27 protein-coding genes, 3 tRNA genes and 1 riboswitch are annotated in these 25,737 nt (G+C 68.2%); of the genes, 17 read left to right on the forward strand and 13 right to left on the reverse strand.

Annotated features, from left to right (window positions below; genetic code table 11):
* Nucleotides 1-2: 2 nt before the first annotated feature.
* Nucleotides 3-1,355 (reverse strand): FGGY-family carbohydrate kinase, encoded by a 1,353-nt coding sequence (locus E0H75_RS00840; protein ID WP_165553353.1) that lies wholly within the window; start codon nt 1,353-1,355, stop codon nt 3-5.
* Nucleotides 1,356-1,413: 58 nt separating this feature from the next.
* On the opposite strand from E0H75_RS00840, the gene E0H75_RS00845 reads away from it, so the two are divergent.
* Nucleotides 1,414-2,145, forward strand: coding sequence for a polyprenol monophosphomannose synthase (locus E0H75_RS00845; protein WP_131511117.1), 732 nt, complete (start codon nt 1,414-1,416; stop codon nt 2,143-2,145).
* Between the two features lie 10 nt (nt 2,146-2,155).
* Here E0H75_RS00845 and E0H75_RS00850 read toward each other — a convergent pair whose 3' ends face one another.
* Nucleotides 2,156-2,497 carry a metallopeptidase family protein gene (locus E0H75_RS00850; protein ID WP_420323281.1) on the reverse strand — a complete coding sequence of 114 codons (342 nt, stop codon included), beginning with the start codon at nt 2,495-2,497 and terminating at the stop codon, nt 2,156-2,158.
* A 154-nt stretch (nt 2,498-2,651) separates the two neighbouring features.
* Here E0H75_RS00850 and E0H75_RS00855 point away from each other — a divergent pair, with 154 nt between their 5' ends.
* From E0H75_RS00855 to E0H75_RS00875, 5 genes are all read left to right on the forward strand, one after another.
* Entirely contained in the window at nt 2,652-3,902 is a 1,251-nt protein-coding gene (locus tag E0H75_RS00855) for a hypothetical protein (RefSeq protein WP_131511119.1), read from the forward strand.
* Nucleotides 3,903-4,059: 157 nt separating this feature from the next.
* Nucleotides 4,060-4,132: transfer RNA gene (locus tag E0H75_RS00860), tRNA-Glu, on the forward strand.
* Nucleotides 4,133-4,192: 60 nt separating this feature from the next.
* Nucleotides 4,193-4,269, forward strand: a tRNA-Asp gene (locus E0H75_RS00865).
* 44 nt (nt 4,270-4,313) lie between these two features.
* Nucleotides 4,314-4,389, forward strand: a tRNA-Phe gene (locus E0H75_RS00870).
* A 521-nt stretch (nt 4,390-4,910) separates the two neighbouring features.
* The gene (locus tag E0H75_RS00875) at nt 4,911-7,175 is read left to right on the forward strand and encodes a N,N-dimethylformamidase beta subunit family domain-containing protein (RefSeq protein ID WP_131511120.1); all 2,265 of its coding nucleotides are present in this window, start codon (nt 4,911-4,913) and stop codon (nt 7,173-7,175) included.
* A 185-nt stretch (nt 7,176-7,360) separates the two neighbouring features.
* On the opposite strand, the gene E0H75_RS00880 is transcribed toward E0H75_RS00875, so the two are convergent.
* The gene (locus E0H75_RS00880) at nt 7,361-7,849 is read right to left on the reverse strand and encodes a hypothetical protein (protein ID WP_131511121.1); all 489 of its coding nucleotides are present in this window, start codon (nt 7,847-7,849) and stop codon (nt 7,361-7,363) included.
* Between the two features lie 510 nt (nt 7,850-8,359).
* On the opposite strand from E0H75_RS00880, the gene E0H75_RS44890 reads away from it, so the two are divergent.
* Nucleotides 8,360-8,425: a GNAT family N-acetyltransferase gene (locus tag E0H75_RS44890; RefSeq protein WP_420323282.1), complete on the forward strand. Its 66-nt coding sequence runs from the start codon at nt 8,360-8,362 to the stop codon at nt 8,423-8,425.
* Between the two features lie 115 nt (nt 8,426-8,540).
* Here E0H75_RS44890 and E0H75_RS00885 read toward each other — a convergent pair whose 3' ends face one another.
* A complete protein-coding gene (locus tag E0H75_RS00885; protein ID WP_131511122.1) occupies nt 8,541-8,969 on the reverse strand; it encodes a VOC family protein in 429 nt (142 codons plus the stop codon).
* Nucleotides 8,970-9,037: 68 nt separating this feature from the next.
* Between E0H75_RS00885 and E0H75_RS00890 the strand changes: the two genes are divergently transcribed.
* Nucleotides 9,038-9,853 carry a helix-turn-helix domain-containing protein gene (locus tag E0H75_RS00890; RefSeq protein ID WP_131511123.1) on the forward strand — a complete coding sequence of 272 codons (816 nt, stop codon included), beginning with the start codon at nt 9,038-9,040 and terminating at the stop codon, nt 9,851-9,853.
* Here E0H75_RS00890 and E0H75_RS00895 read toward each other — a convergent pair.
* From E0H75_RS00895 to E0H75_RS00905, 3 genes are read right to left on the reverse strand one after another with little or no spacing between them, the layout of a single operon-like run.
* The gene (locus E0H75_RS00895; RefSeq protein ID WP_131511124.1) at nt 9,850-10,581 is read right to left on the reverse strand and encodes a dienelactone hydrolase family protein; all 732 of its coding nucleotides are present in this window, start codon (nt 10,579-10,581) and stop codon (nt 9,850-9,852) included. The genes E0H75_RS00890 and E0H75_RS00895 overlap by 4 nt on opposite strands.
* A gap of 9 nt (nt 10,582-10,590) precedes the next feature.
* Complete coding sequence (locus tag E0H75_RS00900) at nt 10,591-11,250, reverse strand: tyrosine-protein phosphatase (protein WP_238162744.1); 660 nt, start codon at nt 11,248-11,250, stop codon at nt 10,591-10,593.
* A 5-nt stretch (nt 11,251-11,255) separates the two neighbouring features.
* Nucleotides 11,256-12,248, reverse strand: a complete 993-nt coding sequence (locus E0H75_RS00905) for a sigma-70 family RNA polymerase sigma factor (protein ID WP_131512912.1) — start codon at nt 12,246-12,248, stop codon at nt 11,256-11,258.
* A gap of 110 nt (nt 12,249-12,358) precedes the next feature.
* Between E0H75_RS00905 and E0H75_RS43470 the strand changes: the two genes are divergently transcribed.
* Nucleotides 12,359-12,583, forward strand: coding sequence for a hypothetical protein (locus E0H75_RS43470; protein ID WP_202872788.1), 225 nt, complete (start codon nt 12,359-12,361; stop codon nt 12,581-12,583).
* On the opposite strand, the gene E0H75_RS00915 is transcribed toward E0H75_RS43470, so the two are convergent.
* A complete protein-coding gene (locus E0H75_RS00915; RefSeq protein ID WP_131511126.1) occupies nt 12,557-13,981 on the reverse strand; it encodes an MFS transporter in 1,425 nt (474 codons plus the stop codon). The genes E0H75_RS43470 and E0H75_RS00915 overlap by 27 nt on opposite strands.
* Nucleotides 13,982-14,072: 91 nt before the next feature.
* On the opposite strand from E0H75_RS00915, the gene E0H75_RS00920 reads away from it, so the two are divergent.
* The 3 genes from E0H75_RS00920 to E0H75_RS00930 are packed head-to-tail and all read left to right on the forward strand — an operon-like array spanning nt 14,073 to nt 15,578.
* The gene (locus tag E0H75_RS00920) at nt 14,073-14,744 is read left to right on the forward strand and encodes a TetR/AcrR family transcriptional regulator (RefSeq protein ID WP_131511127.1); all 672 of its coding nucleotides are present in this window, start codon (nt 14,073-14,075) and stop codon (nt 14,742-14,744) included.
* Nucleotides 14,745-15,338, forward strand: coding sequence for an N-acetyltransferase (locus E0H75_RS00925; protein WP_202872789.1), 594 nt, complete (start codon nt 14,745-14,747; stop codon nt 15,336-15,338).
* Nucleotides 15,339-15,392: 54 nt separating this feature from the next.
* On the forward strand, nt 15,393-15,578 hold the full coding sequence (locus E0H75_RS00930) for a YegP family protein (protein ID WP_131511128.1): 186 nt from the start codon (nt 15,393-15,395) through the stop codon (nt 15,576-15,578).
* Nucleotides 15,579-15,638: 60 nt separating this feature from the next.
* Here the strand turns inward: E0H75_RS00930 and E0H75_RS00935 are convergent, their stop codons facing one another.
* Nucleotides 15,639-16,001 carry a YciI family protein gene (locus E0H75_RS00935; protein WP_131511129.1) on the reverse strand — a complete coding sequence of 121 codons (363 nt, stop codon included), beginning with the start codon at nt 15,999-16,001 and terminating at the stop codon, nt 15,639-15,641.
* A 94-nt stretch (nt 16,002-16,095) separates the two neighbouring features.
* Here E0H75_RS00935 and E0H75_RS00940 point away from each other — a divergent pair, with 94 nt between their 5' ends.
* Together E0H75_RS00940 and E0H75_RS00945 are read left to right on the forward strand one after the other, a co-directional pair.
* Complete coding sequence (locus E0H75_RS00940; RefSeq protein ID WP_131511130.1) at nt 16,096-17,058, forward strand: threo-3-hydroxy-L-aspartate ammonia-lyase; 963 nt, start codon at nt 16,096-16,098, stop codon at nt 17,056-17,058.
* Between the two features lie 272 nt (nt 17,059-17,330).
* Nucleotides 17,331-17,521: riboswitch (cyclic di-AMP (ydaO/yuaA leader) on the forward strand.
* Nucleotides 17,521-18,375: a C40 family peptidase gene (locus E0H75_RS00945; protein WP_131511131.1), complete on the forward strand. Its 855-nt coding sequence runs from the start codon at nt 17,521-17,523 to the stop codon at nt 18,373-18,375. Its footprint overlaps the riboswitch before it by 1 nt.
* Before the next feature lie 100 nt (nt 18,376-18,475).
* On the opposite strand, the gene E0H75_RS00950 is transcribed toward E0H75_RS00945, so the two are convergent.
* Together E0H75_RS00950 and E0H75_RS00955 are read right to left on the reverse strand one after the other, a co-directional pair.
* Nucleotides 18,476-19,132: a response regulator gene (locus E0H75_RS00950; RefSeq protein ID WP_131511132.1), complete on the reverse strand. Its 657-nt coding sequence runs from the start codon at nt 19,130-19,132 to the stop codon at nt 18,476-18,478.
* Entirely contained in the window at nt 19,129-20,319 is a 1,191-nt protein-coding gene (locus E0H75_RS00955) for a sensor histidine kinase (RefSeq protein ID WP_131511133.1), read from the reverse strand. The genes E0H75_RS00950 and E0H75_RS00955 overlap by 4 nt, the downstream gene beginning before the upstream one ends.
* A 143-nt stretch (nt 20,320-20,462) precedes the next feature.
* Here E0H75_RS00955 and E0H75_RS00960 point away from each other — a divergent pair, with 143 nt between their 5' ends.
* The 3 genes from E0H75_RS00960 (at nt 20,463) to E0H75_RS00970 (ending at nt 22,611) form a co-directional block, all read left to right on the forward strand.
* A complete protein-coding gene (locus tag E0H75_RS00960; RefSeq protein ID WP_131511134.1) occupies nt 20,463-21,350 on the forward strand; it encodes an ABC transporter ATP-binding protein in 888 nt (295 codons plus the stop codon).
* 56 nt (nt 21,351-21,406) lie between these two features.
* Complete coding sequence (locus tag E0H75_RS00965; RefSeq protein ID WP_131511135.1) at nt 21,407-22,219, forward strand: ABC transporter permease; 813 nt, start codon at nt 21,407-21,409, stop codon at nt 22,217-22,219.
* Nucleotides 22,220-22,425: 206 nt separating this feature from the next.
* Nucleotides 22,426-22,611: a DUF3073 domain-containing protein gene (locus E0H75_RS00970; RefSeq protein WP_131361552.1), complete on the forward strand. Its 186-nt coding sequence runs from the start codon at nt 22,426-22,428 to the stop codon at nt 22,609-22,611.
* 171 nt (nt 22,612-22,782) lie between these two features.
* Here the strand turns inward: E0H75_RS00970 and purM are convergent, their stop codons facing one another.
* Nucleotides 22,783-23,871 (reverse strand): phosphoribosylformylglycinamidine cyclo-ligase, encoded by a 1,089-nt coding sequence (gene purM / locus E0H75_RS00975; RefSeq protein ID WP_131511136.1) that lies wholly within the window; start codon nt 23,869-23,871, stop codon nt 22,783-22,785.
* Between the two features lie 44 nt (nt 23,872-23,915).
* Nucleotides 23,916-25,478 (reverse strand): amidophosphoribosyltransferase, encoded by a 1,563-nt coding sequence (gene purF / locus E0H75_RS00980; RefSeq protein WP_131511137.1) that lies wholly within the window; start codon nt 25,476-25,478, stop codon nt 23,916-23,918.
* Nucleotides 25,479-25,737 lie beyond the last annotated feature (259 nt).

Here is a 25,737-nt window from a genome sequence, read left to right on the forward strand (position 1 = left end):
CCTCAGGCGGTTCGCGACACCACCCTATGGAATCGATGCCAGAAATGGCTATCCCACGTCTCAGCAACCTGTGGACGAACCGCGATCGGCCTTGCCTGCAAAGGCTCCACCGGACGACCCGTGACCACCTCGGCCGCCATCAGGGCAGCGCCCTCCGCCGCAGTCGCCGCACCCCGCAGTACGGCGAAGTCCCGGCCGCCGGACGCGTACGCCTTCCGCTCCATCCACCCCGCGAGCCGAGTCGGACCGCCGAAAGCCACCGTGCTCCGCCATTCGATCCCGAGCAGCCGCGTCTGCTCCTCCGCCATCCACCGCGCGTGGAAGCTCAACCCGTCCACCAATGCCCGCATCTCCTCGCCGTGATCGTCCACAGGCCGGGTGACGTCGTACGTCGGCGTCGAGTCCGGCAATGGCGCCTGACGACCCTGTGGATAAGGGGCCACGTGCAGCTCGCTCGGCGCGCGAACCGCGTTCAGCGCCTCCGACAGCCACCCGTAGTCACGCCCGAGCGCGGCCAGCCGCTGCTCGACCAGACCGCCGGCAGCGCCGTGACCGGAGATCGCGCAGCCGTGCCGCCCATCGACGTACCAGCCAGTGCTGATGCCTTGCTGCCGCAGTACGTCGTCCATGACCGGGGAGTGGCTCGGTGTGATGACCGCCTCTGACGTCCCCAGGGAGTCCGCCACCTGACCGGGCTCCCTGACCCCCGCCGCCCAGGCGCCGACCAGATGGTCGTGGCCGCACAGCACCACCGGTACGCCGGCCGCAGTGGTTGCCGTCACAGTCATCGGTTCGGTCACCGGCGGAAGACGGTCCAGCCCGCCGAAGGTGAGGAGCTCCGGGTCCCACGCTCTGGTGTGGAGGTCCAGTGTTCCCAGGCGCTGCGCGTGGGTGAGGTGGGTGGCGTACGTGCCGGTCAACGCGGCGAGTGCGAGATCGGGCGCGCCGGCCCAGATCCGGGTGCGGGCGACCGTCGCGGGCTGGGTCTCACGGAGCCAGCGCCAGGTGACGACGGGGAGCTTCGGACTCAGGCGGAGACCGGTCCGGGCGAACACCCCGCACTCACCAACCTCGGCCCGCAGCCGCTCGGCCTGCGCGACCCCGGGCTGATCACGCCAGGTGATCAGCTTGGTGAGTGGCTGGAGTCCGCGATCCAGCGGCGCCCCCGTCTCGGCCATGCCTGCGATCCCGATGCCGTCGACCCGCTCCCCGTCCGACAGCTCGCCCACCAACCGCCGTACGGCGCCCTGCAGCGCGAGCGCATCATCCGGGGTCGGTACCGATCGCGTTGTACCGCCGGGAACTCGGCACACCTTCAGATTCGTCGTACCGACATCGACACCCAGCCAGGTCACCGTCACAGGCTAGACGGCCCGATACGGTAGCGTCCGGTGTCTCCGAAGAAGGAATGTCATGGGTGAGCTAGCGAAGATCGTGGTCGTGGTGCCGACCTACAACGAGCGGGAGAACCTGCCCGTTCTGGCCGGGCTGCTGTCCGACCTGAACCTGCCCGGCCTGCAGATGCTGGTCGTCGACGACAACTCCCCGGACGGCACCGGCGACGTCGCCGACGAGCTGGCGAAGGCGTCGCCGGAGCAGGTCTCGGTGCTGCACCGGACCGAGAAGAACGGCCTCGGCCGCGCCTACATCGCCGGCATCAGCCGCGCCCTGGACGACGGCGCCGACATCGTCATCCAGATGGACGCCGACCTGTCCCACCCGGCCTCGGTGGTCCCGATCATGGTCGAGACGCTGCGGACGACCGACGCCGGCGTGGTGATCGGGTCGCGGTACGTCGAGGGTGGTTCGGCCGCCGCGGAGTGGGGCTGGCACCGCCGGGCGCTGTCGGCCTGGGCGAACTTCTACGTGAACGCGATCCTGCGCCTGCACGTGAAGGACGCGACCGCCGGCTTCAAGGCCTGGAAGGCGGACACGCTCCGCTGGATCGACGTCACCACCATCCAGAGCAACGGGTACTCGTTCCAGGTGGAGATGAACTACCGCACGGTCCGCCGTGGGCTGCACATCGCCGAGGTACCGATCCGGTTCGAGGAGCGGACGGCGGGTGCGTCGAAGATGAGCCTCAAGGTGCAGCTGGAGTCGGCGCTGATGCCTTGGAAGCTGTTGTTCAAGCGGTCTTCTTAGAGCCTGTGGCTCAGCCGTAGCCGAGCTCGTGCAGGCGGGCGTCGTCGATACCGAAGTGGTGCGCGATCTCGTGCACCACGGTGATGTTCACCTCGTCGACGACGTCGTCCACGGTGTCGCAGATCGCCAGCGTCGGGTTGCGGTAGATCGTGATCCGGTCCGGCAGTACGCCGCCGTAGTAGTGCCCGCGCTCGGTCAGCGGGATGCCCTCGTAGATCCCGAGCAGCGCCGGGTCCCCGGCCGGCGCGTCGTCCTCGACGAAGATCGCGACGTTGTCGATCAACGCCGCCAGCTCCGGCGGCACCTCGTCCAGCGCCTCGGACACCAGCACCTCGAAGTCCGCCCGGCTCATCTCGATCACGCTGCCAGCGTAGTGAGTCAGAGCCAGCCCTGACGGGACGCCTGGACGCCGAGCTGGAACCTCGTCTGGGCGTCGAGCGCCTCCTGCAGCCGGCCGATCCGGCGCGCGACCGCACCATGTGCAAGGTGTTGGCGTCCTGGAGGACGTGGGCTCCGTAGATGACCTCGTACCTGACGCCTCGCTCGAGCGCGTCGAACATGCCCTCGACGATCCGGATCTCGCGGGCCGCCAGGTTGCCTATGGTCATGGCCCGGACCTGGCTGTGCGTGTCCGACTGGACCGAGTTCAGGACGGCCTGCGCGGCGGCGTACGTCGGCAGGATCTCCAAGTAATCGTGGCGGCCTGCGGCCGACTTCCAGAGCTCGGTGAGGACATCGGCGCTCTCGTGGGCCAGGGCTGCCTGCTTGGTGTGCCGCTCCGCGAGCGCGTCCATCGCCAGCCGCGGCGGACGGACCACCAGGCCGTCGTCGATTCGTTCGACCAGGCCGAGCCCGATGCGGTCCAGAGCGCCGTACCACAGCAGTTGTCCCCCGAGATCCAGCAGATCGTCGACAATCTGCCGGCGATGCGGGCACGGGCGGACGCCGTACGCGCACAGCTCGGTCTGCCGGACGACCCGGTCCGTTCACCTGCGGCGCCCATGGAGAGTTCACCAACCAGGTCACGCACGATCAAGGACCTGCGCCGCTTCTGGGACATCCCGTCCAGCGACATCGAGCTGGTGCCTGCCCACGGCCGCTCCATGCTCGACCCAGAGGTGAACTACCGGGTCTTCACCGCCGTCTACGGCTTCAACGCGGAGCAGTCCCGGGTGTCCGCCGACCTGGTCGCCCGTGAGCTCAACAGCGCGACCCTGGGGTACGGCGATCTGCGGATCTTCACGTTCAACGCGTACGCGGCTTCCGGTGGCGAGACCATCCCCGGGTACGGCATCGCTCCGAAGCGGATCGCGTTCGGCGACGGCGTGATGGAGGGCTTTGCCCAGGTCGGACTCGGCGATGTGGCACCGCAGGCGATCCTGGCTTATGAGTTCGGTCACCACGTCCAGTACGCCGGCGGCCTGATGCGGGACGACCTGCCGGCGCCCGAGGCGTCGCGCTGGGCCGAACTGATGCCGGACGCGTTCAGTGCGTACTTCCTCACCCATGCTCGCGGTGCCTCGATGAACTGGAAGCGGGTCCAGTCGTTCGGCCAGATGTTCTACCAACTGGGCGACTGCGGCTTCACCGCCGCCGGCCACCACGGCACACCGAACAGCGGATGCGCTCGGCCCTCTGGGCGTACGGCGTCGCCGACTCGGCCCGTCCACAGGGTCACATCCTGCCGTCCCGCAGCTTCTACGACCTGTTCGCAGCGCAGTACCCCGACGCTGATCGCCCCTGACGCGACCGCCTGACCCAGGGCCGCGCGATCCCGGCTCTCTCCGGCCAGGGCGCCGTACGCCGACCTCCTCCCCGGCGTACGGCGCCCCGCTCCGGAACTCGTTTTGGAGCGCGGGGACAAACCCTCTATGCTTACGGCTGTCCCTGGAGCTTCGGCTCCCGCGGGTCCGAGTCCCCATCGTCTAGTGGCCTAGGACGCTGCCCTTTCAAGGCGGTAACGCGGGTTCGAATCCCGTTGGGGATACGGCCGAAAGGCCGGTGTCAGAACCACCTCGGAGATGCTGTACGATCGTCGAGTCAATCTGGCCCAGTGGCGCAGTTGGTTAGCGTGCCGCCCTGTCACGGCGGAGGTCGCGGGTTCGAGTCCCGTCTGGGTCGCCAGGAGAAGGCGGCGGTGTTCACACACCGCCGCTTACTTTCTCCCCGGTCAGGTAGCTCAGCTGGTAGAGCGTCCGCCTGAAAAGCGGAAGGTCGGCGGTTCGAGACCGCCCCTGACCACCACCACCCTCTCCGCTCAACCGGGGAGGGATTTTCTTTTCCCAGCGTGCTCCCGCCCACCCGACGTAGCCTGCGGCTCATCGCCGCACTTGTGCGCTTGTCGCGCGCATTCGACCCCACACGCTGGCCGTCTCCTCCAAGTGACCGTGGTCACGCCGATCGCGTGGCTCCGAACACCCAGGCTGCCCGACATCAGCCAGGACGCAGGATCCCATCGGGCGATGGTCATCGAGTGCAGCGCACCTGCGAGCGGCCGGCGAGGCGGCAGATGCTTCTGGCAACGATTGCTGTGTGGGACATCATCCGGGGCTGAGCGGATGCCGCAGGCGCTCGATGCCTGAATCGGCGCGCGCTCAGGGCTGCGTCAAAAACTTACCTGATCTTGTAACGCGTGGGTGGTCTGGACCGATGTAGGTCTCGAACGGGTGGGGATCGACTATTCACGCGCGCCCGGGCCCGGCCCGGATGTGAGGCGTGTGCGGAACCGCTGACCCGGACTGTCGAGCAAGTCTGGAAGGGTTGAGATGTTCCGCAAGCTGATGACGTCTGCTGTCGTTCTTGTGGTGGTGGCGTCCGCCACGTTGTTCGTTTTGCGGTCCGCGGACGCGGCCGGCGCCAATGTGACCATCACGGCGACCACAGCCTCGAACGGTACGACGACCTTGACCTACCGGGCGAGCGTGCTCCGGGCCGGGTCCCTGCGGGACATCGTGGTCTCGATTCCTTCCGGCTCGACCGGGCGGATTACCTCGGTCAACGGGACAGTGAGCACGGCGTCACCCGGCGTGCTCACGTGGCGGCCCAGTAAGACCGTGAACGTTGCCGTCGGCGCTCGTTTCTCTATCCCGCTGTACGGGCTGCGGTTGCCCGCCGGTGGGCCGTGGACGCTCAGCTTCAAGGCGACCGGAACGGCCGGGCAGGTCCTGACCTCCGGCACCGGGGTCCTTCAGCCGCTCAAGACCTACAAGCCCGATGTGCGCATCACCGCGACCAAACCGATTCCTGGTCAGACCACGACGCTGACCTACGCAGGTACGGTGACGCGGGCTGGGGTTCTGTCGTCTGTGCGCATGCAGCTGCCGGGGGGATCGCGCGGTGCGATCACCAGCGTGAACGGGACACTCAGGACATTGAGCGGCTATGTGACTTGGACGCCCAAGGCTCCCATCAGCGTTGCCGCCGGCGCACGCCTGGCGATTCCGATCTACGGACTGGTGCTGTCCAAGTACGGCGGTGTCCTCACCCTCGGGATGTCTGCCCAGACGTCGACAGGAACGTTGCTGCTGTCCGGGACCGGCTCCATCGCGTTGATCGCTCCGCCGGTCGCGATGCCGGCGGTGTCGGCGGCGGGTTTCGCGGCCGTTCCGGAGGGGTGCCCGACCAGTTGGCCGACGACCGCCGCGGAGAACGCGAAGCCCGGCGACGACGAGTGGGTCATCCCGACGTCGATGAACGGCCCGCTGTCGGCGTACCTCACCGAGGTCTCGGCGACGTGCGGCGACGCCGTTGACCTCAAGGTGACCTCCGGCAAACCGGTCAGCGTGGTGGCGTACCGGATGGGCTACTACCAGGGCCTCGGTGGCCGTGAGGTCTGGCGGCAGGACGACGTACCGACCGTCGTGCAGCCGGCACCGACCACGGGCGGCACCGCCAACGGCAAAGAGTTGCGGATGACGTCCGCGGCGACCTGGACCAAGACGCTGACCATCCCCGTGGACAAGGACTGGATTCCTGGCACGTATCTGATCAAGGTCAGTGATGGCCAGTATGCGTCGTACGCACCGCTGACCGTCAGGGACGACACCGGGATCAAGCACGACCTGCTGATCCAGCAGGCGACCGCGACCTGGCAGGCCTACAACTCCTATGGTGGCTTGGGCTTCTACTCCGGGGGTGTGGCCGGAGGTTCCGGTCGGCTGACCTCCGATCGCCCGTACAACGACGGCCAGGGATCGGGGCAGTTCCTCTCGCTGGAGCAGGGGCTGGTGTTCTGGGCCGAGTCGAAGGGTCTCGACGTCACGTATTGGACCAACAACGATCTGGACGAGTTCGGCGGTCAGCTACCGGCGCGGGCCGGGACGATTTTCCTGCCCGGGCACGACGAGTACTACTCGCTCCGGATGCGCGCGGCGCTGAGTCAGGCGATCAATCGTGGCGTGAATGTGGCGAACCTCGGCGCGAACACGGCGTACCGGCTCATCACCTTCACCGACGCCAGTCGGCGGGCGTGGGATATCGACCGGTACACCGACGGCTACAACTCGACGACGTGGCGGTACCAGGGCGATGCCTATGCTTCGCAGCCGTTGCTCGGTGCGGAATACATCTGCCCGGTGCTGGGGCAAACGCTGACCACGGGGACCAGCTGGATGTTCGACGGCATCCCGGCAGGCACTGCACTGCCAGGGTTCATCGCGGGCGAGGTCGACTACGTCTGGCCAGGGCTGTACAAGCACCCGGGGCTGACCACGATCGCGAGCGGTACCGGCAACTGCCACTCGAACAACCAGGCCGTGCCAATGCACACGACCGCGTACACCGCACCGTCCGGTGCCCGGGTGGTCAACGGCTCGACGTTCGCCTACGGCTGCTTCCTCGTCCGCCGCTGCCCTTCCAACTGGACAGTTCCCGCACCGTCCCTGGCCTCGCAGCAGGCCGTCGGCACGATCGTCGGCAACATCACCGAGTGGGTCAGCAAAGGCACCATCCAGGTACCGGCCGACACCACAGCGGCCGCGATACGCGTCGCCCCACCAAAGCACACCCTCCAAACCAACACCCAACCCTGACCTTGGATGGACGGATTCGAGGCGCTCGCGGGACTGATGTGATCTCTCGGCGGCTAGGTTGGCGGCGCGTTCGGCGGCAACCTTCTCCACCGAGAGTCCGCGCGAGCTCGTACCGCCCAACATCGGGGACCGGTCACGGTTCCTGTCCTTCATCTTCTTTGTTCTCGAAGCAAGCTGAGTCGCCGTCAGGTCTGTTCGAACGTGCGCGGCTTGTCTGGTAGGTCTTCGACGAAGGGGATCTTGCTGACGGACTGGTGGTACTGCTCGGCTGCCTCTTCCACGGAGAGGTGGCCGAACTGGAGGGAGGTCGCCACACCCTCGAGCTCGGTGCTGCAGACCTCGGCGGCGGTGACGCGTGCGGCGAGATCCTGCGATTTGCTCAGGTTCGCGGAAATCACCGACACCAAAGAGACGATCAATGCGGCCACGCAGAGCGGTCTCCAAACGCCCGCAGCGGTGGCGATTGACAGTTCTTCTTTTACGCTGTTTGTGAATGCCAGACCGCCGACGGCCGGACCTGCCACCAAAACCGCCGCTAGCGCGCTGCTGACGATGCTGATATTGGTGAGGCGGTTGCGGCGTGGGCGGACGTCGTGCAGAAAGGCGGTGATACCCGCCCGCCGTGTTTCGATTTGGGCGCGCAACTCTGCGCGCACTGCAGGATCATCGGACATCCTGCGCCTGCCTTCCCCCGGGCCGGTCGGCCGTGGTCTGCGGCGACCGGCAGATGGTGCCAGGTCGCGCAACAGGCACAGGGCCTTCGCTGAGGCTCGGCGGCCCGAGGCACGGCCACTTCGTGTCCGCCGGCCGAAGGACTCGCACCCGCGGATTAATGTTTCGCCTGATCCAATAATACCGCTGCGCTGACGTCGGCACACAGGCATTTTAATGAGCGTCACATCGACGACCTTGAGTGGTCACCCAAACCAACTGCGGCAATGATCAAATGCTTGCTGGATATGCGGAGACCATGAGCAAATCCGATGCGCAGAGGCGGGTGCCTGGCATGCTGGGCGGCATGGCTGATGATCGGTCGGTTCGGGGTGCTGGGGCAGGTGATCGGGACGAGGTCTGGAAGCTGGCGCGGGAGACGGAGGTGCCCGGGCAAGGTGTTGCCGGGTATCTGCTCGCCGACAGTCATACGACCTTCTCGCCAACGGATCTGTCGCCTGGGTTGAGGAGTGATGGTCGACGAGGGTGCCCGTCGGATGGGCGTCGGACGACGGCTGATGGAGCATGCCGAGGAGTGAGCACAGTCGGTCGGCGCTTCCTACCTTGCGATCGCCAGTCGGCGCGCCGGGGACTCTTATGTTGCCCTGGGCTACGAAGACCCGGCCACGTTCTACAAGAAGACGTTCAGGTAGGTCAGGAGAACGCGCGGGCTGCGGCGGCTACCACTTCTTCGTGGGGTACGTCGTGCAGGTGTTGGTCGATGTTCCAGACGTGGCCGAAAGGGTCGGCCAGTTGGCCATGGCGGGCGCCCCAGAACGTGTCCTGCAGTGGCTGGCGGACCTCGGCGCCGGCGGCGAGCGCCTGGGCGAAGACTGCGTCCGCGTCGGCGACGTCGAGCGCGAGTACGACGGGAGTGCCGCCGATGGTGGGCGGGGCCAGGACGTTCATCTCGGGGAACTCGTCGGCGAGGTGGAGCAGGGAGTCGCCGATACGGAGCCGGACGGACATGAGTCGGCCGTCCGGCGTCGGGATTCGTTCCAGTTCTTCGGCGGTGAAGGCCTCGCGGTAGAAGGCCGCAGCGCGGTCGGCGCCCTGAACGACGAGGTGTGGGGTGATCGACATGTCGATCAACCTAGGTCGCCACTGTCGAGGGTGTCTTGAACGTTCTTGCGCGTGCCTAGCATGGCGGGGTGGAGCAGGTTCGGATGTGGCGCGCGCCCGGCGAGGGACGGGTGCTGCTGATGGCAGGGCGGACCACTCGGTACGCCGTGGATCCGCGAGGTGAGTACGTGTTCGGCGTCGTCGGTGGCGAGCCGATGCGGTCGTGGCGGGGGCGGCAGAAGCGGGTGGTACGGCCGGGGCAGTTGGTTGCCTGGGATCCGTCGTACCCGCACTCGGGGCGATCGGTCGATGAGAGTCGGCCGTGGGATGCGCGGTTGATGGTGATCGAGGTGGCTGATCTGGCGGCGCTGGCTGAGGATGCGGAGGCTGATCCACTCGCCGACGTACTGTTCCCGGAGCCGGTGTTGAATGATCCGGAGTTGGCTGCAGGGTTCCTGCGGTTGCATGCCACGCTCGAGGCGCCGAGTTCACGGCTCGAGCAGGACGAGCGGCTGGTCGAGTGGCTACGCCTTCTCATCGACCGAACCTCAGCCATCCGCTCGGCACGCCCAGCGATCACCTCACAAGACGATCGCGCTCTTCGCAGTGCCTTGGAGTACCTCGCTGATCAGCCTGAGCGGAACGTCGGCCTGGACGAGCTTGCCGGGGTCGCGGGCATCGGGAAGTTCCGGCTTATTCGGCTCTTCAGGCAACGGACCGGGCTTCCACCGCATGCGCTGCAGCTTGCTCACCGGATCCGGGCGGCGCGACGTCTACTCGAGGCGGGAGTACCAATCGCCGAAGCCGCCGAAGCCACGGGGTTCGCTGATCAGAGCCATCTGCACCGGCACTTCCAGCGGAGCCTCGGCATGACACCGGCTGAGTATCAGCACCGCTTCGGCTAGTGCGTCAGCGTGCGGTCGAGTAAGGCGAAGAGCTCGGTGAAGTGGCGTTCGGCGGCGGGTTCGTCGTACGCCGTGGTATCGGCCATGGTGTAGCCGTGGGCGGCGCCCGGGTAGACCTCGGCGCGGTGCCGGACGTCGGCGTCGGTGAGGGTCCGGTCGAGTTCGGCGATCTGCTCAGGGGTCGCGTTGCGGTCGTTGTCCGCAAAGCCCAGGTAGACGTCGGCCGTGAGGTTCCCGGCGGTCAGGTGCGGGCTGTCGTCGCCGTCGGCGACCAGGCCGCCGACGTGGAAGCCGGCGAGCGCGGCGACGCGGTCCGGGTACGCCGCGGCGATCCGCCAGCCAACCCGTCCACCCATGCAGTAGCCGGTGATCGCGACCGGTCCGGGCGCGACGCGCTCCAAGGTGTCCAGGTAGACGCGGCCGTCACTGACAATCCGCTCGGGCGTCAGTTCGTTCATCATCGGCCGGATCCGCGCGAACAGGCCCGGATCGCTGATCTCGTCCAGCGGGACCACGGGAGACCGGCCGGAGCGGTAGAAGACGTTCGGCGCGAGTACGACGTACCCGCGCTCGGCGATCCGATCCGCCATCCGCTCGATCTGCGGCCGCACGCCGTACGCGTCCATCACGAACAACACGCCTGGATGTTCTCCGCCGCCCGAGGGCCGAGCGAGGTAGGCGTCAGCAACGCCGTCGGACATGGTGATGTCGATCGTCTCGGACGCCATATCCGCACCTTAGCCCTGCCGATCCGCCTGACCGAGGCGGGTGGTCAACGACGTCAGGTGGGTGGTGGTTGCGCCGGCTTGGATGACGTACGCGACGGGGCCGCCGTACTTGGTGTCCAGGTGGGCGAGGACCCGAAGGATGGTTTCGGCGGTGGGGAGGTCGAAGCCGGGGCGGGATTCGGTGAGGTTGGTGATGGCGTAGTCGGCGGCGATGGCGTCGCGCGGTACGCCGATCAGGGCAAGCGTGAGGGCGGTGACGAGGCCGGTGCGGTCTTTGCCGGCGTGGCAGGTGAGTACGACTCCGCCCGGTGGAGCTTCGGCGATGGCTGTGATCGCGGAGGCGAAGCGGTCGGGGTAGTCGTCGATGAGGATCCGGTATTGCTCGAACAGTTCCGACGTGGAGACGTCCGGGTCGGCGGGGTCGGTGAGGGGGACGTTGAGCCAGCGGTCGTCGTGGGTGAACGGGGACGGGAACGTCTCGCACTCCCAGACACTGCGCAGGTCGACGATGCGACTCACACCTGCTGCACGCACGGCGGCGACGCCTGCGTCGGTGAGCTGATCGAGGTTGTCGCTGCGCACGAGTGCGCCGGCGCGGATCCGGCCGCCGTCGGTCAACGGCAGGCCGCCGAGGTCTCGTACGTTGGTGCAGTTCGGCCAATCGAGCACGGCCGTCAGTCTAGGGTCCGGGGCAGGCCGAAGTACGGCGCGAGGGTTGTTTCGAAGTGGGTCAGTTCGTGGATGCGGGTGCCGGTGATGCCGATGACGAGCACGCCGACGATGTGCAGGGCTCCGGTGACCGGGTCGCGGATGTATTCGCCCCAGGCGGGTTGGCGATTCGCACCAACCGGGACCATCTTCGCGATCTCGCGGCGGTGTCCGGCGAGGACGGTGAAGAAGCGGTGGACGGCTTCGGTGCCGCCGTACTCGAACGGGAGCGGTGGCATCCGCACCCAGACGTCGTCGGTCATGAGTGCGAGCAGTGCGTCGACGTCCTGCGCGGTGAAGGCCGTGACGAAGCGCTCGACCAGATCAGGATCCTCGGGACCGCGCGTCGGCCGACCGGTCGACTGAGCGTCCATCGTCGTACGGGCTCGTTTGAGTGCGCTGTTGACGGCCGGCTCGGTCAGGCCAAGGATCTCAGCGGCTTCGCGAGCCCGATACCCGAGTACGTCGCGCAGCAGCAACACCGCGCGCTGGTTCGGCGGCAGCAGTTGTACGGCGGTCACGAACGCGAGCGAAATCGCCTCGCGGGACTCGTAGCGGGCCTCGGGCCCAGGGTCGTCGCCAGGCAGACCGTCGAGCAGCAGGTCGGGATACGGCTGCAGCCACGGGACCTCACCCAGCCGCGAGGGCTCCGGTGGCGGCGTGACCGGGAACGGTGTCGCGGCCGGCGGTCGGCGTGACGACGATCGCAGTACGTTCAGGCAACGGTTGGTCGCGATCCGGTACAGCCAGGTCCGGATCGACGACCGGCCCTCGAACCCGTCCAGCCCGATCCATGCCGAGAGCAACGTTTCCTGCAACGCGTCCTCGGCGTCCTGCAACGATCCGAGCATGCGGTAGCAATGCACCTGCAACTCCCGGCGATGCGGCTCGACCAGCTCCGTGAATGCGTCCCGGTCCCCTGCCCGCGCGCGCTGCAACAACACTTTGTCCACCTCCATGTCGATACTGACACCGGCCATGGACAGAACTGGTCGCTTCCCCAGCGACCACTTTCCCAAGCCCGCCCTGTCTGTCTCCTCAGCAGCCTCAACAAGCCCAACCAGACACCATGCCGGAAGACCCCATCGCGGACCGGACCGTCCTGATCACCGGCGCCAATCGAGGCATCGGACAGGCCCTGGTCGAGGAGGCGCTGCGCCGCGGCGCCTCCCGCGTGTACGCCGCACTTGCCGGACCGGTGGACACGCTCGCTGAGCTGGCCGGGCAGGGCACAGCCCCGGCTGGGATGGCCGGGGCTGTGGAGTGGTTAGGCGGCGGCGGTGGCTTCGGTTAGTTGTTCTGAGGTGGGCTGGAGCTGGGGGGATGCCAGGGTCAGCAGAACGTTGGCTACGGCGAAGGCCGCGGCTACCAGGAGGCCGCGTTCGAAGCCGGCTTCCAGGGCCTGTTGCTGAGTGGCGCCGTGGGTCAGTTCGTTGGTGGTGTGGGTGATGGACAAGGTCGTGACGATGGCCAGACCCAGTGCACCGCCGACCTGGTACATCGCGTTGACCACACCGGAAGCTGCACCCGCCTCCTGCGGCTGTACTTCGGAGACAGCGGTGATCTGACCAGGTACGCCGACGCCGATGATGCCGAAGCCGAAGATGATGAACCCGGGGAGTAACTGGGAGACGTAGCTGCCGGACGCGTCGGCCTGCGAGAGAAGCAGCAGACCAACCACACTCAGTACGGCGCCGGAGAGCTGCACGGTCCGCGTACCAACGCGCTGCACGAGCTGCGAAGCCAGCACTGCCCCGACGATCGCCGCACCACCCATGGGCAGGAAGTGAACACCGGCGTCGAGCGCACTGTCTCCACGGACCTGCTGCAGGTAGATAGCAGTCAGGAAGAACATGGAGAGGAACCCAGCACCGTTCAGGGCAAGCGATGCGCTCGAAACACTCAACGCACGCGACCGGAACAGCCGCAGTGGCACCAGCGGAGCAGCAGACCGCCGTTCCACCACGACGAAGGAGATCAGCAGCGCCACTCCGGCGACCAGCACGCCGACCACCTCAAACGAGCCCCAACCAGCAGGCTCGGACCGCACCACGCCGTACACGATCGCCATCAGGCCAGCCGTACCGAGCACTGCGCCCAGCGTGTCGAACGTACGCCGTCCGGAGTGGTGCCGTACGTCGGGCACGAACACCGGAATGAGTGCGACCAGTGCGAGCACGATCGGCACGTTGACGAAGAACACCCACTGCCAGCTGAGCGAGTCGACCAGCAGACCGCCGGCCACGACGCCGAGCGTTCCACCGAGGCCGGCAAGACCGCCCCACACGCCCATCGCGATGTTCCGCTCCCGCCCGTGCGCGAACGTCATCGTCAGGATCGCCAGCGCCGCCGGCGACAGCAGCGCACCGCCGAGACCCTGTACGGCGCGCGCACCGATCAGGAACTCAGGCGAGTTGGACAACCCGGCCACCAGCGAGGTGACACCGAACAGCAGCAGCCCGCCGACGAACACCCGGCGCGGCCCGAGCAGGTCGGCCATCCGCCCGCCGAGCAGCAGGAAGCCGCCGAAGAGCAGGGTGTAGGCGTTGATGACCCACTGCAGGGAGTCGGCGGAGAAGTTCAGGTCCGCCTGGATGTGCGGCAGCGCGACGTTCACGATCGTCACGTCGAGCACCACGATGAACTGCGCTAGGGCCAGCACCGCCAGGGTGGCCCAGGGACTGCGTCGCATGCCTACCTCACTCAGAACGAGAGTCTACGTTGTATGTATACGCTGTATGCGTACCCTGTAGACGGTAGGTCTACGGTGTAAACTTGTCAACGTGATTGCCAAAGAACCCGTTCGCCGCCTGGATCCGGACAAGGTCGTCGACAGCGCGCTGGCCCTCGCCGACGTGGAGGGACCGGCCGCGGTGACGCTCCGCCGTCTGGCGACCCAGCACAGCGTCACGCCGATGGCGCTGTACCGGCACTTCAAGGACAAGGACGATCTGCTGGCCGCGCTCGGCGACCGGCTGCTCGCGGACGTCGTGCTGCCGGAGCCGACCGACGAACGGTGGGACCTGCAGCTGACCGAGGTGCTGATGGCGTTCGTGACGGCGCTCCGTGCGCACCCGAAGCTGGCGGACCTCACGCTGACCCGGATCCTGGCCTCCGAGGCTGGGCTGGCGATGTCCGAGCGGATCATGGAACTGCTCACCGAGGGCGGATTCTCGGCCGACGACGCGGCCGAGGTCGGCCGGCAGTCCGTCTGCTCGCTGATCTCCCTGGTGACCACCGACCCGATCACCCGCGAGGTGACTGACCCGGTCGCGCGCGAGGATTCCCTGCGGATGAAGCGTGCCGCCCTGGCCGCCCTGTCACCGCGGAAGTATCCGCTGATCACGGCCGCCGCCGACACGCTGATCTGCCCGACCTCGACCGACCGTTACTACGCCCTGGGGATCGACCTGGTGGTCGCCGGCATCTGCGGCGTACTGAAGAAGGAGCAGTAGTTGGCACTCAGCGTCATGACCTACCTGCAGCAGCACAGCCCGGACGAGTTGATCGCGGCGCGGGAGCAGCCGGTGGAGATCAGGCGGGTCGAGGAGGTGTCACCGGAGTTCGCGCGGTACCTCTACACCGCGGTCGGCGGTCACTGGCACTGGATCGGCAAGCTCGGCTGGAACTGGGACCAGTGGGTCGACTGGCTGAGCCGCCCCGGCTTCGAGACCTACGTCCCGTGGGCCGGCGGCATCCCGGCCGGGTACGTCGCGATGCGCGGGGTCGGCAGCGAGGTCGAGATCGAGAACTTCGGACTGCTGCGCGGATTCATCGGCCGCGGGCTCGGCGGCCACCTGCTGACGGTCGGCCTGCGGAACGCCTGGACCCTGCACGAGCGGCACGAGAGCGTCGACCCGATCACCCGCGTCTGGGTGAACACGAACACGCTCGACGGTCCGGCCGCGCTGGCCAACTACCAGGCCCGCGGCCTGAAGCCGTACAAGACAGTGGAAGAGGAACGCCCCGACGGCGACGGCCCGTCGCCCGGTCCGTGGCCGGGCTGGTCCGGCCCGCCCGGCGTGGTGCGCGAGGTTCCGGCGGGCTGACGGCGTTACGCTCCCGGCACGGACAGTGATACCGATCCTCACGGAGGTAGACCGATGGCGGGGAAGTTCGAGCTGTACAAGGACAAGTCGGGCGAGTTCCGGTTCCGGCTCAAGGCCGGCAACGGCGAGGTGATCGCGACCAGCAGCGAGAGCTACTCGAGCAAGGCCGCGGCGATGAACGGCATCGAGTCGATCAAGAAGAACGCCGCCGAGGCGAACGTCGACGACCAGACGTCCTGAAACCCACAGAAACAAGGGGTTCTCCACACCCTGTGGAGAACCCCTTGCTGTGGGCAAGCGTCAGAGGCCTTCCTCGAACACGACCGGCCGGACCTCGACGCCCAGGCCCTCGATCGCGGCGTCCGGGATCATCGCGGCCAACTCGTAGGCCCGCTCCGCCGACGCGACGTCGACCAGGTAGTAGCCGCCGAGGAACTCCTTCGCCTCGACGAACGGCCCGTCCGTCACCGCCGGTACGCCGCCGCGGACCGTGACCACCGCGGACTTGGGCGGCTCGGCCAGCGCGACCGTGCTGTGGAACTCGCCCGACGCCTTCATGGCCGCCATCACCTTCTGGTGCCCGGCGCCGATCGCCTGCTGCTCCTCTTCACTCAGCGCGGCGAGAACGTCGGGGTTGATGTTCATGATCAGCAGGTACTTCACAATCTCTCCTTCACCACAGCCCCCGGTGCGGGAGCCTCTCGTCGATGAGTACGGAGCCGCCCGGACGATCTTGACATCGCGATAGCGTCGCCCCATGGCCGAGCTGAGTCTCACAGATGTCCGGGCCGCCGCCGAGCGCATCGCCGGGGTCGCCCACCGTACGCCGGTCCTCACCTCGAGGACACTGGACGAGCGGGTCGGAGCGCACGTCTTCCTCAAGGCGGAGAACTTCCAGCGGATCGGCGCGTTCAAGTTCCGCGGCGCCTACAACGCGGTCAGCCGGTTGTCCGCCGACCAGCTCCAGCACGGCGTGGCGGCGTACTCGTCGGGGAATCACGCGCAGGCCGTCGCCCTCGCGGCCCGGATCGCGGGGACGGCCGCGGTGATCCTGATGCCCGAGGACGCTCCCCCGACGAAGCTCGCGGCCACCCGTGGGTACGGCGCCGAGGTGGTCACGTACGACCGGTACACGCAGGACCGGGCCGCCCTGGCCAAGGAGTTGGCCGCCGAACGCGGACTCACGCTGATCCCGCCGTACGACCACTACGACGTGATGGCCGGGCAGGGGACGGTCGCACTGGAGCTGATCGAGGAGGTCGGCCGGCTCGGCGCGCTCCTGGTGCCGGTCGGCGGCGGTGGGTTGATGGCCGGCTGCGCGACCGCGGCGTCACAGCTGTCGCCGGGGATCCGGATGATCGGCGTGGAGCCGGAGGCCGGCGATGACCATGCCCGTTCCCTGACCGCGGGCGAGCGGGTGGAGATCGACGTACCGCGGACGATCGCTGACGGGCAGGCGATCTCCTCACCCGGCGAGCTGACGTTCGCGGTGAACCGGCGGCTGGTGGACCGCTTCGAGCTGGTCAGCGACGACGAGATCGTGGCCGCGATGGCGTTCGCGTTCGAACGGCTGAAGATCGTGCTGGAGCCGAGCGGGGCCAGCGCGCTGGCGGCCTTGCTGGCCGGGCGGATCCAGGGGCTGCCCGAGCGCGTCGGGGTGGTGCTGTCCGGCGGGAACGTGGGGCTGGACCGGTTCCGCGAGCTGCTCGGAGATAGCTGAATGCGCAAGCATCTTAGGCTGCCCTGTGTACTCGCTGTGCCCGTTGTCACAGAAAGCCACGATGGAATGTGACCGGGGTCATATCAAGCCGCTGATTTGGCGTCTGCGCCCCGCTCAGACACGCTCAGGACGCCTGGTGTTCACGCCAACTCCCTGATCCGTCAGAGAGCCACTGAGGGCCTTTCCGGAGGGTGTCTGTGGATCTGAGGGTTTGCGTCGTGATCGTTCTGTTATACAGTCGTCGGCGGTTCGGTAAACAACACGGACCGCACATGTGTCAACGCCGAGCTCTGCCAGGCACTTGTGCTCCCCTCGAAGAACCATGGCAGAGGTGGGGGACCCAGGAAGTTGGGTCTCGACCGTGAGTGGTCGAAACCCTGGGGTGAAGTCCGCGGGAGCGGACCGGGCGATGATTCCCAGCCCGAACCCGACAGCTAACTTCACAGGCGTCGGGAGACAACCATGCCCGTCACTGCCCGACGGACGTCGCTTTCGCGCGCCGTCAGCCAGCCCAGCGAGGCCAGTATCGTCCGGCCCACCGGCCGGACCCTCGCCAAACACCGCAAGCCCACCAAGTCCGGCGCACCCCGGGCGGCCGCAGCAGTTCTGTCGGTCGGTCTTGCTGTCGGCGGTGGAGCCGCGATCAGCGTCACCACCAGCCCGGCGCCCGCTTCGGCGGCCACCACCACCCTGACCCCGGCCCAGATCCGCGGCAACGCGCCGATCAACAGCCACCCGTACCTCCGGTTCAGGGACAAGGGCAAGACGGTCTCGTACGTGCAGCGTGCCCTGCACCTCGGACCGGATGGCTACTTCGGCACCAGCACGGTCAACACCCTGGCCAAGTTCCAGCGCTCCTGGGGCATTCGTGTCACCGGCTACACGGACCCGAAGACCTGGGGCCGGCTCACCTGGGCCGCGAAGCACAAGGTCCTGTGGGGTCCGTACGGCAAGAGCACCACGACGACCTTCCGGGCCAAGGTGCTCAAGGAGGCCGCGAAGCTGAAGGGCACCCCGTACCGCTACGGCGGCACCACCCCGCGCGGCTTCGACTGCTCCGGCTACACCGGCTACGTCTACAAGAAGGCCGGCAAGAAGCTGCCGCGTACGTCGCGAGCGCAGTACTCCGCGACCAAGCACATCAGCCGCAAGTCCGCGAAGCCGGGTGACCTCGTCTTCTTCAAGAGCGGTGGCGGCAGCGTGTACCACGTCGGCATCTACGCCGGCGGCAACCTGCTGTGGCACGCCTCGAAGCCGGGCCGCCCGGTCGCCAAGGCGAAGATCTGGACCAGCAGCGTGGCCTTCGGCCGCGTCTGAGTCCGACCCGTCAGCGTCTCCTCCCCCACGGGCGCCGCTGACCCCGAAACCGGTCCGGGCCGTCGATCCCCCACCCCTCCGACGGCCTGGGCCGGTTTCTCTATCCGTCCAGCAGACCGGCCTCGTAGGCGAGGATCGCGACCTGGACCCGGTTGGTGGCGTCCAGCTTCACCAGCGCCCGCGACACGTGCGCCTTGACCGTCGCCTCGCTCATGAACAGTGCCTTGCCGATGTCGGAGTTCTGCAGCCCGCGGCCGACCTCCACCAGCACCTCGCGCTCGCGGTCGGTGAGCTTCGCGATCCGCTCCTTCGCCGCCCGCCGGCGGTCCGTCAGTGGATCGGCGGCGAAGTGCCCGATCAGCCGCCGGGTCACCGCGGGCGACAGCATCGCGTCCCCTGCCGCCACCACCTTGATCGCTTGCACCAACTCGCGCGGCGGGGTGTCCTTCAGCAGGAATCCGCTCGCCCCGGCCTGCAGCGCCCGGAAAACATAGTCGTCCAGGTCGAACGTCGTCAGGACGACGATCTTCGGCGGATCCGGCAGGGCCTGGACCTCACGGGTCGCGGCCAGGCCGTCCAGCCGCGGCATCCGGATATCCATCAGTACGACGTCCGGCCGGTGTTCCTTCACCATCCGCGCGGCGTCGGCACCGTCCTCGGCCTCGGCGACCACCTCGAGCTCGTCGTCCGACTCCAGGATCATCTTCAGCCCGGCCCGCACCAGCGCCTCGTCGTCCACGATCAGCAGCCGCGTCATCGTTCCCCTTCGTCCACATGCACAGGCTCGGCACTCTCCCGGCTGTCCGGCCAGGGCAGCCAGCCCTCGACCCGCCAGCCGCCTTCGGGCGTCGGTCCCGTCGACAGCCGCCCGCCGGCCAGCTGGACCCGCTCACGCAGTCCGACCAGTCCGGCACCGGCGCCCGGGAGCAGTGAACCAGCAGCCACAGGGCGCACGTTCGTCACCCTCACCGTCACGCCGTCGCCGCGGTCGCCGTACACGAGGACCTCGGTCGAGGCACCGCGGGCGTGCTTGTGCACGTTGGTCAGTGACTCCTGGACCACGCGGTAGACCGTCCGCCCGATCGATACCGGTACGTCGTCCGGCAGGTTGAACTCGCCCGCCACACTCACGCCCGCATCCCGCGACGCCATCACGAGGCGCTCGAGGTCAGCGGCCCGCGGCACCGGAGTCAGGTCGGCACCGTCGACGCTGACGTCGGAACGCAGTACGCCGAGAACTTCGCGGAGATCCTCCATCGCCTGCCGCGCGGTCTCCCGGATCAACCGGGCCGACCCCTCGACCTTGTCCGGACCGACGGCCGGGTTCACCTCGAGGCCGCCGGCGTGCAGAGCGATCAGCGAGACCTTGTGCGCCAGTACGTCGTGCATCTCCTGGGCGATCCGGGCCCGCTCGCCCAGCCGCGCCTGCTCGCTGCGCAACTCGCGTTCGGCCTCGGCGCGCTCGGCCCGATCCCGCAGCGACACCATCAGGTCCCGGCGGGCGCCGATGTAGGCACCGGCCGCGATCCAGCTCCCGATCAGGAACGGTCCGCTGAAGACCGACACCCAGAACCCGCCGCCCTCACTCCAGATGTTGAGGACGTAGGCGGCGTACGCGGACAGGCCGAGGATCGCGAGGACGAGGTCGCGGCGGCGGATCGCCAGGGTCAGCAGGGCGAGACCCATCGGGACGACGAGGCCCGCCGTCAGCATCGCGAGTACGCCGATCGCGGTCACGACGGCCGGGAACCGCCGGCGCCAGAACAGCGCGACCGACGCCACCCCGCCGGCGGCCAGGACGTACCAGTCCTTGATGTCCCAGCCGCCGTCACCGGAGGCCGCCTGGAGAACGATCGTGAGCAGGCTGAAGCCGACGTACAGGAAGTCGCGCAGGCGCGGGGCATGCCTGACCCACCAGGCGTACCACCGGCGCAACCGTCGCATTCTGTCAGCGTAGTTGCCCGCAGTACGCCGTCTCGTCCCCCATCCGGTGGGGGTCGGGGATGTCCCCGACAGACTTTCGTAGGGGGCTGGTCGAGCCTGTCGTCCGATGTGCCGAGGGGGTCGGCGACGGTTGACTCGACGTCATGATCACCGTCGAGAACCTGACCAAGCGGTACGGCAGCACCACTGCCGTCCAGGACGTGTCCTTCACCGTCCAGCCCGGGAGCATCACCGGCTTCCTCGGCCCGAACGGCGCCGGCAAGTCCACCACGCTCCGGATGCTGACCGGGCTCACCCCGCCCTCCTCCGGCACCGCGACCATCAACGGCAAGAAGTACGCCGACCTGCCGAACCCGGGCCGGATCGTCGGGGTCATGCTGGACGCCGCCGCGCAGCACGCGGGCCGGAGTGGACGGGAGACGCTCCTGCTCAACGCCAGCCTGCTCGGTGTGCCGAAGACTCGTGTGGACGAGATGCTCGAGGCCGTCGGCCTCAGCCACGCCGCCAAGCGCCGGGTCGGGCAGTACTCGCTCGGCATGCGGCAGCGGCTCGGCATCGCGAGTGCGCTGCTGGGCGATCCCGCCGTACTGATCCTGGACGAGCCCGCCAACGGGATGGACCCGGAGGGCATCCGGTGGATGCGCGGACTGCTCCAGGACTTCGCGTCCCGCGGCGGCACGGTGATCCTGTCCAGCCACCTGCTGGGTGAGGTGCAGGCGACCGTCGACCGGCTGGTCGTGATCGGGGGCGGCCGGATCGTTGCCAACGGCTCGCTGGAGGAACTGCTGGCCGGCAGCGGCACGCTCGTCCGCGGCCTCGACCCGATCGGCCTGAACGAGGCCCTGACCGCGGCCGGTCTGCGGCCGGAGCCGCTGCACGACGGCGCGCTGCGCGTCGACGCCACCGCCGAGCAGGTCGGCCGAGCCGCAGCGGCCGCCGGCCAGATCCTGCTCGAACTGCGCCAGAGCGACGGCGCCGGCCTGGAGGACCTGTTCTTCCAGCTGACCACCCCGACCGCCGCAGCGGCCTGACCACTTCGACTGAACGAGCGAAGCGAGTTCAGCATCAAGCACCGAGTCTGGAGCTCATGACCATGACCACCCTTACCGACGTCGCGCCCACCACCCCGGCGAAGCACCGGGCCGAGGCGACGACCAGTCTTCCGCCCGTCCGCGGGCAGTCCTTCCTGAAACTCGTCGGCATCGAACTGCGCAAGTCCGTGAACACCCGCAGCGGCAAGTTGCTGATCGCCGCGATCGTGGCGCTGGCCCTGGTCGCGATCGGCTGGGAGCTGACCCACCTGCCGGACGGCCCGGCCACCGCCGACCGCTTCCTCGGGGCCGCCTCGACCGGCGTGATGCTGTTGCTGCCGGTCATCGGCGTGATGGCGATGACGAGCGAGTGGACCCAGCGCACCGCGCTGACCACGTTCACGCTGTCGCCCCGGCGGGTCCGGGTGCAGATCGCCAAGTTCGTCTCCGCGCTCATCATGAGCGTCGTCGTACTGACCGTGACCAACCTGCTGGCGCTGGCCGGCACCGCACTCGGTGGCGCGGTCGGCGGCGACGGTACGTCGTACTCCGGGCTCGGCGGGGCGCTGGCCGGGTCGTACCTGACCAACGCGCTCAACGTGGTGATGGCTGCCGCCTTCGGCGCCGTGATCGCTCAGACCGCGGTCGCGATTCTGGTCTACTTCATCGCCCCGACCGCCTGGTCGCTGGCCGGGCCGGCGCTGTTCAAGGACAACGCGAACTGGCTGGACGTATTCGGCGCCTTCGGCCGGATCGCGGACCGCAACCTGCACGGCATGCTGCCCGAGACGCTGACCGCGATCGGCATCTGGATCGTTCTCCCAACCATAGTCGGACTGTGGGCAAGCTCACGTCGCGAGGTCAAGTAACAAGGGTCCGACGAGGCGGGGTGGGCCGGTTTGAGGGGACCGGCCCACCCCGCCGACGGGGTGATCGGACCTCTTCGGCGGTTCAGCCAGGGGGCGGTGCGTGTGTCGATCCCCCGGTCCGGGTAACCTAGAACCACGATTACTGACGACTGATCCGTGGGCGCCACGCTGCGTACCCGGTTGACTTGTGCGAGGGGGTCGACGCTATGGGGCGCGGCCGTGCAAAGGCCAAGCAGACGAAGGTCGCTCGCGACCTGAAGTACCGCACCTGGGACACCGACTTGGACCAGCTCAAGAAAGAGCTGTCCGGTGACCAGGGTGGCGACCGTTCTGCGAACGGCGACAACGACGGCGACGATTACGACGCCGACGAATACCACCCCCGTCGGTAAGCAACGACAGCGCGGCTGACCTGCTCAGTGCCCTCGGGTGCTGAGCAGGCTGACCGTGCGCCCGACGTGTTCCACCACACCAGCACCACCCGGAGTAGTCGAGCCTGCCCAGAAATCGGTTGCTCGAGCGGGCGGCGACTGGGCCGGCACCGCGTGAGGGGCTATCTTTGCTTACTTGGCGTAGGTGCCTTCCAGGGCGACCGTGCCACCGGCGTCCGCGGTAACCTCACCGCAGATCCAGGCCGGGATGTCCCGGACGGCCAGCTCGGCGATCGCGGCGTCGGCGGACGACGGGTCGAGTACGGCGACCATGCCGGCACCCATGTTCAGCGTCTTCTCCAGCTCGGGCAGCGCGACGTCGCCGAGCAGCCCGACCAGGCCGAAGATCGGCGCCGGCGCCCAGGTCGACCGGTCGATCCGGACCGAGAGGTCCTCGGGGATGACCCGGGCCAGGTTCGCCGCGAAGCCACCGCCGGTGATGTGCGACATCGCGTGCAGCGGCTTCGCGTCGCCCTCGACGTCGCCGTTCAGCTCCGCGATCAGCTCGAGGCAGTGCTTGGCGTACACCCGGGTCGGCGTCAGCAGCACCTCGCCCAGCGTCGTACCCAGCTCGGGAACCACGCGGTCCAGCGTCCAGCGGGCGCGGTTGAAGAAGACGTGGCGCACGAGGGAGTACCCGTTCGAGTGCAGGCCCGACGACGCCATCGCCACGACCACATCGCCCGCGCGGACCCGGTCCGCACCGAGCACCTCGTCGGCCTCGACCACACCGGTCGATGCCCCGGCCACGTCGTACTCGTCCGGCTCCAGCAGGCCCGGGTGCTCCGCGGTCTCGCCGCCGACGAGCGCCGTACCGGCCTCCACACACGCCTCGGCGATGCCCTTGACGATCTGCGCGATCGTCTCCGGGACCACCTTGCCGGTGCAGATGTAGTCGGTCATGAACAGCGGCTCGGCGCCGCACACGACCAGGTCGTCGACGACCATCCCGACCAGGTCGAACCCGATCGTGTCGTGCTTGTCCAGCTTCTGCGCGATCGCGACCTTGGTCCCGATCCCGTCCGTCGAGGTTGCCAGCAGCGGCCGCCGGTACGACGTCAGCGCGGTGGCGTCGAACAGCCCGGCGAACCCACCGAGCCCGCCGACCACCTCCGGGCGGGTCGCCTTCGCCACCCACTCCTTCATCAGCTCGACGGCCCGGTCACCGGCCTCGATGTCGACTCCGGCAGCGGCGTAGCTCGCGCCTTCGCTCACGTTCATCTCCTCGATACTGCGGCGGTACGACGTACGCCGGGCTGATCTGGCTACGGACGGCTCAGGGCGTCGGCGGCACCGGCGCCACCGGAGACCGTGGCCAGGCCGTCGACGTCGGTGGACACCGGCAGCTCCAGCAGGTGCTTGCCGAGCTGCTCCGGATCCGGCAGCGCGACCGGGTAGACCCCGTCGAAGCAGGCCCGGCAGAGCTTGTCCTTCGGCACCGTGGTCGCCGCGATCAGGCCGTCCAGGCTGATGTAGCCGAGCGAGTCGGCGCCGAGCGAACGGCAGATCTCCTCGGTGTTCAGCCCGTTCGCGATCAGTTCGGCGCGGCTGGCGAAGTCGATGCCGTAGAAGCACGGCCACTTCACCGGCGGCGCCGTGATCCGGACGTGGATCTCCTTGGCGCCGGCCTCACGCAGCATCCGGATCACCGCACGCTGGGTGTTGCCGCGCACGATCGTGTCGTCGACCACGACCAGCCGCTTGCCCTCGATCACCTCACGCAGCGGGTTCAGCTTCAGCCGGATGCCCAGTTGGCGGATGGTCTGGCTGGGCTGGATGAACGTGCGGCCGACGTATGCGTTCTTGACCAGGCCCGATCCGTACGGGATGCCGGAGGCTTCGGCGTACCCGATCGCGCCGGGCGTCCCGGACTCCGGGGTCGCGATGACCAGGTCGGCGTCGGCCGGGTGCTCACCGGCCAGCCGGCGGCCGATCTCGACGCGGGTGGAGTAGATCCGGCGGCCGGAGATCTGGGTGTCCGGGCGGGCCAGGTAGACGAACTCGAACAGGCAGCCCTTCGGCTCCGGCTCGGCGAACCGGGTCGAGCGCAGCCCGTCGGCGTCGACCGCGACGATCTCGCCCGGCTCCACCTCGCGGATGAACGACGCACCGACGATGTCGAGGGCCGCGGTCTCGCTGGCGATCACCCAGCCGCGCTCCAGCCGGCCCAGCACCAGCGGGCGGATGCCCTGCGGGTCGCGAGCGGCGTACAGGGTGTTCTCGTCCATGAAGATCAGGCTGTAGGCGCCCTTGACCTTCGGCAGCACCTTCGCGGCCGCCTCCTCGATGGTCAGGTCCGGGTACCCGGCGAGCATCGAGGTGAGGATGTCGGTGTCGGAGGAGGCGCCGTGCTTCGCGTTCGCCTTGGCGTGCTCGACGTCGGCGTCCAGGCCGAGATCGAGGCCGCCGCCGCCGTTCAGGCTCTCGGCCAGCTCGCCGGTGTTGGTCAGGTTCCCGTTGTGCCCGAGCGCGATCGAGCCGGTCGCGGTCGACCGGAACGTCGGCTGCGCGTTGGCCCAGACGCTGGAACCGGTCGTCGAGTACCGGCAGTGCCCGATCGCGATGTGTCCGCGCAGGGACGCGAGAGTCGCCTCGTCGAACGCCTGACTGACCAGACCCATGTCCTTGTAGACCAGAATCTGGCTTCCGTTGCTGACCGCGATGCCAGCCGACTCCTGCCCTCGATGCTGCAAGGCGTAGAGCCCGAAGTAGGTGAGTTTGGCAACCTCTTCCCCCGGTGCCCAGACCCCGAAGACGCCACATGCGTCCTGCGGTCCCAGGTCCTGCGGGTCAAGGTCATGGGTTAGCCGACCATCGCCACGAGCCACGGCGTCAGTCTACGGGACGTCACGGGGTGCCCTGGCCCGATCCAATGGCCGGGCACAGGGAACCCGTCGTACGACTACTCAGTGGAAAGCCACGGTCACCAGCAGAGCACCGGGATGCAGCCCGGTTCGCTGCCGCTGACCGCCGACGCGGTCAGTGGGGCGCCACCGAATATCAGTACCGCCGCGACACCAACTACAATGAGCAATTTCCTGATCACACATCTGTCCCTTCGAAAATGAGCCGGAACCGGCTGAGGAG

The sequence above is a fragment of the Kribbella capetownensis genome (genome assembly GCF_004331485.1).
GTDB lineage: Bacteria > Actinomycetota > Actinomycetes > Propionibacteriales > Kribbellaceae > Kribbella > Kribbella capetownensis.

Coding starts and splice junctions, on each gene's coding strand:
- E0H75_RS00845 (WP_131511117.1), top strand. CDS start 1,414: ATGGGTGAGCTAGCGAAGATCGTGGTCGTGGTGCCGACCTACAACGAG.
- E0H75_RS00850 (WP_420323281.1), bottom strand. CDS start 2,497: ATGAGCCGGGCGGACTTCGAGGTGCTGGTGTCCGAGGCGCTGGACGAG.
- E0H75_RS00875 (WP_131511120.1), top strand. CDS start 4,911: ATGTTCCGCAAGCTGATGACGTCTGCTGTCGTTCTTGTGGTGGTGGCG.
- E0H75_RS00880 (WP_131511121.1), bottom strand. CDS start 7,849: ATGTCCGATGATCCTGCAGTGCGCGCAGAGTTGCGCGCCCAAATCGAA.
- E0H75_RS00885 (WP_131511122.1), bottom strand. CDS start 8,969: ATGTCGATCACCCCACACCTCGTCGTTCAGGGCGCCGACCGCGCTGCG.
- E0H75_RS00895 (WP_131511124.1), bottom strand. CDS start 10,581: ATGGCGTCCGAGACGATCGACATCACCATGTCCGACGGCGTTGCTGAC.
- E0H75_RS00905 (WP_131512912.1), bottom strand. CDS start 12,248: ATGGAGGTGGACAAAGTGTTGTTGCAGCGCGCGCGGGCAGGGGACCGG.
- E0H75_RS43470 (WP_202872788.1), top strand. CDS start 12,359: ATGCCGGAAGACCCCATCGCGGACCGGACCGTCCTGATCACCGGCGCC.
- E0H75_RS00915 (WP_131511126.1), bottom strand. CDS start 13,981: ATGCGACGCAGTCCCTGGGCCACCCTGGCGGTGCTGGCCCTAGCGCAG.
- E0H75_RS00930 (WP_131511128.1), top strand. CDS start 15,393: ATGGCGGGGAAGTTCGAGCTGTACAAGGACAAGTCGGGCGAGTTCCGG.
- E0H75_RS00940 (WP_131511130.1), top strand. CDS start 16,096: ATGGCCGAGCTGAGTCTCACAGATGTCCGGGCCGCCGCCGAGCGCATC.
- E0H75_RS00945 (WP_131511131.1), top strand. CDS start 17,521: ATGCCCGTCACTGCCCGACGGACGTCGCTTTCGCGCGCCGTCAGCCAG.
- E0H75_RS00950 (WP_131511132.1), bottom strand. CDS start 19,132: ATGACGCGGCTGCTGATCGTGGACGACGAGGCGCTGGTGCGGGCCGGG.
- E0H75_RS00955 (WP_131511133.1), bottom strand. CDS start 20,319: ATGCGACGGTTGCGCCGGTGGTACGCCTGGTGGGTCAGGCATGCCCCG.
- E0H75_RS00960 (WP_131511134.1), top strand. CDS start 20,463: ATGATCACCGTCGAGAACCTGACCAAGCGGTACGGCAGCACCACTGCC.
- E0H75_RS00965 (WP_131511135.1), top strand. CDS start 21,407: ATGACCATGACCACCCTTACCGACGTCGCGCCCACCACCCCGGCGAAG.
- E0H75_RS00970 (WP_131361552.1), top strand. CDS start 22,426: ATGGGGCGCGGCCGTGCAAAGGCCAAGCAGACGAAGGTCGCTCGCGAC.
- purM (WP_131511136.1), bottom strand. CDS start 23,871: ATGAACGTGAGCGAAGGCGCGAGCTACGCCGCTGCCGGAGTCGACATC.